The sequence below is a fragment of the Salinicola aestuarinus genome (assembly GCF_003206645.1).
GTDB classification, from domain to species: domain Bacteria; phylum Pseudomonadota; class Gammaproteobacteria; order Pseudomonadales; family Halomonadaceae; genus Salinicola; species Salinicola aestuarinus.
Map to the genome: position 1 here is coordinate 749 of NZ_PZJP01000028.1, position 7768 is coordinate 8516.

Genomic DNA, 7768 nt, shown 5'->3' on the forward strand with positions numbered 1-7768 from the left:
GACAGGCTGCACCGACGATACCGTCGATCTCAATATCACGGGCGTGGACTATGCCGGCCAAGGGATCCGTTATTATTATGTGGTCGCCCCCTCCGACGATAAGAATCGCGGAGGCGGGGAATCCATTGGCCCCTATAGTGCTGGTGGCATTATGTGCTGCTACTCGGTGCCCCAGAAGTGGCACGAAGGGTTGAGTGTTGATGTCGTGGTCAGCTATCCGCTGGAAGGCGACACCACGGATGAGCGGTCCGAATCTCTGGCCAGGCGCGAGGCGGAGGGCAAGCTTAACGAGACGATTCATGTCGATGTGCCGAAGTATGAAATGCCGGCGAGTGGCACACTCTGGGTTCAGTTTTTACCGGACAAGAAAGCCACTGTGGTTGTTAGCGATCTCTCACCAACGCACGATGAATTTCCTGGCGAGGTAAAGGGATGGCCAGTGCCTTCTGAAGAATATAGGGGCAAACTGATCGATCAAAAACTAGCGCTGGCCCAAGATCGCCTGGAGCGAGATCAACGTGATTTAATCAAATTTAATCGCGACCCAGAAAATACACTCAATGAGTATTGGAATTTATTCAACAGAACCCGAGCCACCGACGTGCTAGATAGATTTTCCGGAGCGAATGACCCACAATTCGAGTCATTCTTAGAAGACTATCTAAAGAACAACCTCGAGTCTGATGAAAATGAAATCCAGATGCTGCAGGACGCAAGACCATGAGCGCAAAGCTGATCCGCCCAATAACTGAAAATTATGAAAACCCTTCAAGTAAAAATACATTTTCTTTCTGAACAAGACTTATCACGATCGGCTGGAGAGAAGTCGTGAGGCAGGCACCGGCTTTTACAAGCAGGAACGTGATAAACCACGGAAAGAGGTTTCCAAGGGAATCACTCCTGAAGAGCTACAACGGGAAGGCGATGACACTTGGGAGCGATACCGTAGTCGCTTACGAGATGGCCAGCCTGAATTCTGGAAGCAGACGCAGTTCAAGCCGGAGCAGGAACGTTTCGATCAGAACGTTATGTTGCCACTGGTTCATGCCCAACAAGCTTGGTTGACAGGATCTTCCATCCAACAGCAATTCGAAGCCCAATTCGACGACGAAGATGCCGAATCAGGTCAGGCATTTACTGATACAGTGGTGTTGTGCATCCAAGACACCCAGCAGTACGGCCCCGCTTTTGAAAAGTACCTGGAGTGGCTGACCGCGCCTAGCATTACTGATGATAACTGGTTATTGCGTGGCTTCCTTCTCAACTTGAAAGTAGTGCGTAATGCTGTCAATGCGCAGGCAGCGCCAAAACTGAAGATTGATCAAGTCGCCACGCTATCTTGGACTGGGCTGGTGGCGAGCTACCAGTCTGCTACTGAGCAATTCCCGGACACGCAAGCGGCTCCCGGTCGATTACTAGGTGCTGTCATGGCGCCCATGTTGAGCGCGCTGGATGAGCAGACAGTTCGACCGGCACTGATTGCGCTGGGTGTAATTTCGGGTCGCAAGGTAACCCATACGCGTGTGTCTGGGCATGTCGACGACGCCATCGATGGTCTTATTGCAGAGATGCAGCGTGTCAACCCAGCCCTGCAAGGCGCCGATCAAACCTTGCTCAAGGAAAAGCTACGGATCGAGACTCGTGGCAGTTATCGCCATATGCAATCACTGGGCAAAGGCAATTTCGATATTTCCATCGTCTTCGATACACTTTCCATCGAGGAAATCGATACCTCTAGCGACGGGCGCACGGTCGCCAACCGAGTCGGTGATACGGTCATGGATTACAATCAATGGCGCCGGACACAGGGTTCGGTCTGGGGCTCTATTGGGGATCGCAATACTCAGTTAGGTATTGTCAGCTTAGTGCTAGGTTACTGGGCTATTTGCGCTCAATCAAAAGCCATGGATGAGGCGACTCCGAATGAGCGCACCGAGACACAATGGCGTTTTGGAGCTCTGGTATCCGGTGCTATCGGCTCAGTGGCGGATATAGGACACGCCATTATGGAGCGTATTCATCGGGTGACTAGTAGGCTCTCCAGAGGGCTCGGTAGAATATTACGCAGGGTAGTCGGGGGCCTAGGAAAGGTTCTAGGCTTTGCCGCTGCGGCGGTGATGGCTTTCTGGGATCTTCATAGCGCTTATGATAAAGCGTTAAAGGGAAATGTTCTTTTGGCTAGTCTCTATGTGGGGTCTGCTGTTTTTGGAGCTGGTTCCTTTATAGCCTTAACTTTTTTAAGCGCAACTGGAATTGGTATTGCTCTGGCAGCAGCATCAATAGTAGTCAATATTTTTATCGTTTGGATGAGCAATAACGCGCTCCAGGACTGGATAGAGAAAAGTTATTTTGGCGTAGAAAATGCCGGCGAAAAATTTTCCAGTTTAAAGTCGGAAGCTGATGCATTTGAAACCTTGACTAATGCTTAGGATAGTCAAACATGAATTTTACTGGTCTCGGGCCTTATAAGTGGAAATACAAAATTGATCGTCCTCTGGCGGATGAGGAGAAGTGGAATTACTTAAATAAAAAAATAGTGCTAGTAGAGAAGTCGATGATGACCTTTCTGTGATTCGCATTAACAGCACATATTTAGAGCTTGTGGATCGTTGGTATGCTAATAAAGGGTATTCTGTAGTTTACGGCACTATCGGTGCATCTCCGATGGTTTACGGTATTGTAGCAGGAATTCAAGTTACCATTGAAAAGATCAATCACCTTGAAATCGCATTATTCGGGATAGCAGCTTCGACAATATGTTTTGCTATCTTGGCTACATTTATATGGTTTATTCATCTTGAGGCCTTCCGTAAAACTCATTACCCCATTCGTCTAAATCGAAAAAACCGTGTGGTTTATGCTTTCAAGCCTAATGGCTCAATTATTCGCGCCTCTTGGGATGATTTGTTTATACATAAAGCCTCAAGCAAATCGCCCTTGAGTGAGAAAGATTACGATATTCGCGCTCATGTTCTTGATGCTGATGGTGAAACCGTTCGCGAAACTTTCACTCTGGCCATGCCTCACTCTGGAGCAGAAGAGCGACTTCTCGATCTGTGGGAGTATATTCGAAGGTATATGGAAGATGAGAACGGAGTGGAAAAAAATTATGAGCTAACGCAGTTTTGCTGGCCTGTTAATGAGCGCCGTGAGGGCCTGAAATATGGCATCATCGGAGGATTCAGCCCTGCAGCCGTCGCACCATACTTAGTGCAGTTACCTTTCTGCCCATATTTTGCCCTGATTACCTGGGGGCGGCTGATCGCCATGTATACGAGTCGTGTCCCACATTGGCCAGAAGATGTCGAAGCTGAATGCAAAGTTGTTGATAACGATCCTTACTGGAGAGACTGGCATGACAATGGCGAGCTTTCTTTCAAGCGGGAAGTCGTGCCAATCATCGGCTTTGTTGTAGGGAGCGTTATTCTAACAACGGCAATTATCTGGACCCTGGCCAGTATTGTCGACGCCATGTGAGCTACTGCAGGATTATCTGGGAATATAGTCTTAATGCAATGCTGCAAATTGGCATCTCAATATTTTGATAATCATTGCATCAGTCATTTTCCAAATGCGTAATTAAGTGGCAGTTATTTAAAAACGCCGTGGCAAATGCCATGGCGTTTTTTTTGATGGTCAGTCTCGAAAAGTCAGCTCAACCTCGGCTATCTGATCCACCAGAACAATGACGAGGTGATGGCTATCGACCCCGATAGCCCGCAGCCCATCGACGGCCGCTTGCAGCCGCCTGCCGATGCACAGGAGTTCGCCTGTGCGGCCAATCCTTCTCACGCCTATCCGGGGCGCTGCGTGATGATTCCCGCCGCGGACGAAGCCGATAAGGTCTATCTCTCGTTTTCCGATGTCGCCTGGACCAAGCGGGTGTGGAAAGAGCCCGCGACGAATGCGAACCAGCGGCGTGACAACATGCGCCAGATCTCGCTCGCGGCATGGCGTGGCGGAAGTACACCCTACGCGGAGTCGCTGGAAAAACTGGGGGACATCGTCGCCGAGGCCGGCCGTGTCTGGACGCCGCCCGAAAGACAGGGTGCTTCCAGCACATGGCGTCCTGGCGCTTCGGGAACCTGGGGGCGTCAGGACGGACACGCTTTCGAGTTCAGCCCATTTCCCTTCCATGGCATGAAGGAGCAGGTCGAGGGGCTTGAGCGGTGGGCTGACGAACAGGCCGAACCACTGGATATGACACCCATGCTGGTAGCGCTGGAAGACCCGGTGGGGATTGCTGCGGATCTGGCGAGCCTGATGGGTGTCCGCTTGAAAGAGAAGATGGTCGAGCCTGAGCAGGCTCGACCTCTAGCCGTCTCTTCGGCCATCAATCACATCCGTCAGGGCATTCTCGAGGATGCTGAAAATCGTCAAATTTATCGCACCGAGCGTGAGGCTTATCAGGCGGTCTACGGTGGGCCCGGAGCGGGAGGCCGTGCGTTGGCCGGCCTGCTGGTTGATGGTTTTCAAGAGCGCCAGGAGGAGATGCTGGAGCGTTGGCGTAACCCCACACCAGCACAGTTGGTGGCCGCCAAGGATGATGCCTGGAGCGACTATACCGCCAAGCTGGATATGTCTCGGTTTCAGACCTGGGAAGCCGCGTGGCAGAGTGAAATGCGAGAGTTCGACAAGAACCGTATTGCGCCCCTAGCGCGTGCTCATGTCAGTTGGATGCAGAGCGATCAGCTTCATCGCCAAGTGGATGCCGGGCATGATGACCAAGACATCGAATCTGGTGCCGCGTTTGTGGATGCCATGTTGATCTGCATCCAAGACACGCAGGAGTATGCGCCCTGCGCGGAGCTCTATCACCGCTGGCTATCTGCATCGAATGTCGATCAACGTAACCTGGCGTTGCGGGCGCTGGGCTACAATCAGAAAATCATACTGGAGCGATGGGAAGGGCACGTCAGTGGTGGTTTACAGCCTGACTCCCTGCGCGGTCTACCATGGGATGGCTTGATCAGTGGCTATGAAAACGCCCTTCAGGCCTTGCAGGATGGTAGCCGGAATGCCGTGGTCCGACTGACTGCCGCTCTGGGTGGCCCCTTCGCCAAGGTGGCGGCTAACGCGGTCGATGGTGTCGTCGGCCCTGCGCTGGTCGGTATGGGGTCATTGCACGTTCGCCGGTCGTTCTGGCTGAAGGGGTGATGAGCAAGAAGGCAGTGATAGCCGAGCTGGTCGCAAAGATGGCGGCCATCAATCCCGAGATCGGTAATCTGGAAGACCTCAATCGCGCCATCGATATTCAAATGCGCAAGGCGCGAATCTATGGTGTGCCGGTCGAAGGCACTGGGAGGTTCCGCTACTTTATTCTGGCCAACCCCAAAGTCATCGAAGATTTCCCCGGCATTAATGCGCAAGGTGGTGCAAGGCAACTGGCGGAATCGGCAATCTTGACCCAGGCAGATCGGCGTGCGATGACACAGCTCAGGTGGCGTCAACTGTTACCCACCGACGCAGGGCTTGGCGTTGTCGCGGGGATTCTGCAGGCCATCGCGCTGTTCAAACTGTCCGATGATCTGGACAGCAGCATGGCCCACGAGCGAGGCGAAAACCGGCGGCGCTTCCTGACGGCTACGGCTGGGCTGGTAGGTACAGTCGCGGAAACGGTCGGTAAATGGTCTGAGAGTGCCACGAAAGCCGGTAGTCGTTTGGGGAAAGCTATCGAGCGTTATGTCGGGCGCTTTATCCGAGTCGCTGGTCGGGGGCTGGGCGTTGGAGCAGGCGTTTTGATGGCTGTCTGGGATGGCATTCGGGGCTGGCAGGAGCTGCAAGAGGGAAATAGTGTTGGATGGCTCTACTTACTAAATGCGGGGATGTCATTGACAGCAGCGGTAGCCTTTTCAGCACTGGGGCCTCTCGTCTTCGGCGCTGCTGCGACAGGCGTTGGTATCGTACTGGTGGTTCTAGTGGTCGTGGTTGCGGTGCTAATCGAAGTTTTTAAAGATAATAAAATCCAGGACTGGATGGAACGCTGTTATTTTGGAAGGTTCGGTGTTGCAGAAAGATACCAAAACTCGAGGCAAGAGCTGGGTGAGCTGGAAATTGCACTTGGTAGCATGGAAGGGTGAATAATGGATTATGCTGGGTTGGATTATAGAAATATTCGTTTCCCTGTTGATAGGCCTTTGACAGGGGCTGAGCGCGCGTCACGCTACGACCCTCAAAAAAAATGCAGCTCCGAAGCGATGGACTTTTTATCTGTTGTGAGGTTTAACTCAGATTATATGGATCTCGTCGACAGATGGTATTCGATAAAGGGGTTCAATGTGTGGTTGGGGGTGGGGGTGCTAATAGTTTCTATAGGGTTGTTGTTTGCAATTTATGGGGGGGTCTTTTTCGGTCGTACTGCCCCAATAGAAATGGTGGATTGGGTTGGTGTTGTTGGACTGACGCCCCTGTTTCTATTCTTGGCATGGGCTGGATGGTGGCTGATTCGTACCGAATGTGGACGATATACACATTACCCGATGCGTCTGAATCGTAATACTCGTCAAGTCTATTTTTTCCGCCAAGATGGCACGGTGTTGACGGTACCGTGGGATTCACTGTTTCTGACGTTAGGTGAATCGAAAAGCCCCTTGGCAGGAATGACTTACGACCTACGCGCTCATGTGCTTGACGATGATGGGGAGACGGTCCTCGAATCTTTCTCCCTGGGTTATACCTTTCCGGGAAATATGGAGTCCATGGATAAGTTCTGGGCGTTTTTGCAGCCCTATATGGAAGCCGAGGATGGCGTAGAGCGCACACATCAGGAGTTAAAGCAAAGCCTTTTGATGCCAGTCGATGGACGGAGAGAAGGCTGGCGATGGAGTATTTTTCGGACTTTTGCACCGGGCCTACACTACCCATGGACAATGCTCCTGTTGTGTATTCCATTAGGTTTGAATGCCGTGGGTCGTATGCTGGCTATGCGCACCAGCAAGATACCGAAATGGCCGGAAGAGGTGGAGCAAGCCAGTCCGGTGGAAACGGACGACCCTTATCGGTTGACCTGGCGCGATAATGGTCCGCTGGGCTGGTGGGAGCTTTACTGGCCCTTGCTGTGCACTGTGATTGGGGTGGGGGCTTTTGTCGGTGCCCTTGGCTGGATCGTCTCCGGTCTATGGCGCTAACCGGGGCGGGGATTGCCTTCACTGCGGTCATGCTGGTAGCTAAAGCGAATGATGCTTGCATCGGGCCATTGCTATATCAGCTCTGATACGGCTGTGACGGATGATGATGCTGATTGCTAAAAAGCCCGTGATGNNCATCACGGGCTTTTTCGTTGCTACCGGCTATCAATCCCCAGCGCGACTCAGGCCTCGTCCAGCTTCTGCTTGAGCACGCCGTTGACCTGCTGTGGGTTGGCGGTACCGCGAGAGGCTTTCATCACCTGACCGACGAAGTAGCCGATCATCTTGCCGCGCTTGGCTTCGTCCGCTTCGCGGTACTGGGCGACCTGGACCGGGTTGTCGGCGATGACCTGGTCGATCATCGCTTCGATGGCGCCGGTATCGGTGACCTGCTTGAGCCCCTGGGCGTCGATGATCTCGTCGGCGCTCTGACCGTCGTTGTTCCACAGGGCGGCGAAGACCTGTTTGGCGGCCTTACCGTTGATGGTGTCGTCGAGCACACGGCTGATCAGTCCACCGAGCTGCTCCGGGGTGACCGGGCTGTTCTTGATGTCGATGTTTTCGCGGTTGAGATGCGCGGACAGTTCGCCCTGTACCCAGTTGGCGGCCTGCTTGGCATCGCCGCACACGGCGAGAACGGC

The 7768-nt window shown here is 52.8% G+C and carries 6 protein-coding genes and 1 pseudogene; 6 read left to right on the forward strand and 1 reads right to left on the reverse strand.

The features are described from left to right. The 6 genes from DOM41_RS17220 to DOM41_RS17615 all read left to right on the forward strand — a co-directional run. Positions 1–724: DUF3304 domain-containing protein (locus DOM41_RS17220; protein ID WP_188112432.1), on the forward strand; the 724-nt coding region annotated here is incomplete at its 5' end. Between the two features lie 91 nt (positions 725–815). Further along, entirely contained in the window at positions 816–2429 is a 1614-nt protein-coding gene (locus tag DOM41_RS17225) for a T6SS effector BTH_I2691 family protein (protein WP_280951240.1), read from the forward strand. A gap of 139 nt (positions 2430–2568) precedes the next feature. After that, a complete protein-coding gene (locus tag DOM41_RS17610; protein ID WP_157956980.1) occupies positions 2569–3477 on the forward strand; it encodes a DUF6708 domain-containing protein in 909 nt (302 codons plus the stop codon). Between the two features lie 219 nt (positions 3478–3696). Beyond that, positions 3697–5157: a T6SS effector BTH_I2691 family protein gene (locus tag DOM41_RS17230; protein ID WP_110688079.1), complete on the forward strand. Its 1461-nt coding sequence runs from the start codon at positions 3697–3699 to the stop codon at positions 5155–5157. Next, complete coding sequence (locus DOM41_RS17235; protein ID WP_110688080.1) at positions 5157–6080, forward strand: hypothetical protein; 924 nt, start codon at positions 5157–5159, stop codon at positions 6078–6080. Before DOM41_RS17230 ends, DOM41_RS17235 begins: the two co-directional genes overlap by 1 nt. A 3-nt stretch (positions 6081–6083) precedes the next feature. Continuing rightward, complete coding sequence (locus DOM41_RS17615; RefSeq protein WP_157956981.1) at positions 6084–7127, forward strand: DUF6708 domain-containing protein; 1044 nt, start codon at positions 6084–6086, stop codon at positions 7125–7127. A 182-nt stretch (positions 7128–7309) separates the two neighbouring features. Here the strand turns inward: DOM41_RS17615 and gatB are convergent. Then, a pseudogene (gene gatB / locus DOM41_RS17245) lies at positions 7310–7768 on the reverse strand (Asp-tRNA(Asn)/Glu-tRNA(Gln) amidotransferase subunit GatB); the annotation flags it as partial.

Coding starts and splice junctions, on each gene's coding strand:
- DOM41_RS17230 (WP_110688079.1), top strand. CDS start 3,697: ATGGCTATCGACCCCGATAGCCCGCAGCCCATCGACGGCCGCTTGCAG.
- DOM41_RS17235 (WP_110688080.1), top strand. CDS start 5,157: ATGAGCAAGAAGGCAGTGATAGCCGAGCTGGTCGCAAAGATGGCGGCC.
- DOM41_RS17615 (WP_157956981.1), top strand. CDS start 6,084: ATGGATTATGCTGGGTTGGATTATAGAAATATTCGTTTCCCTGTTGAT.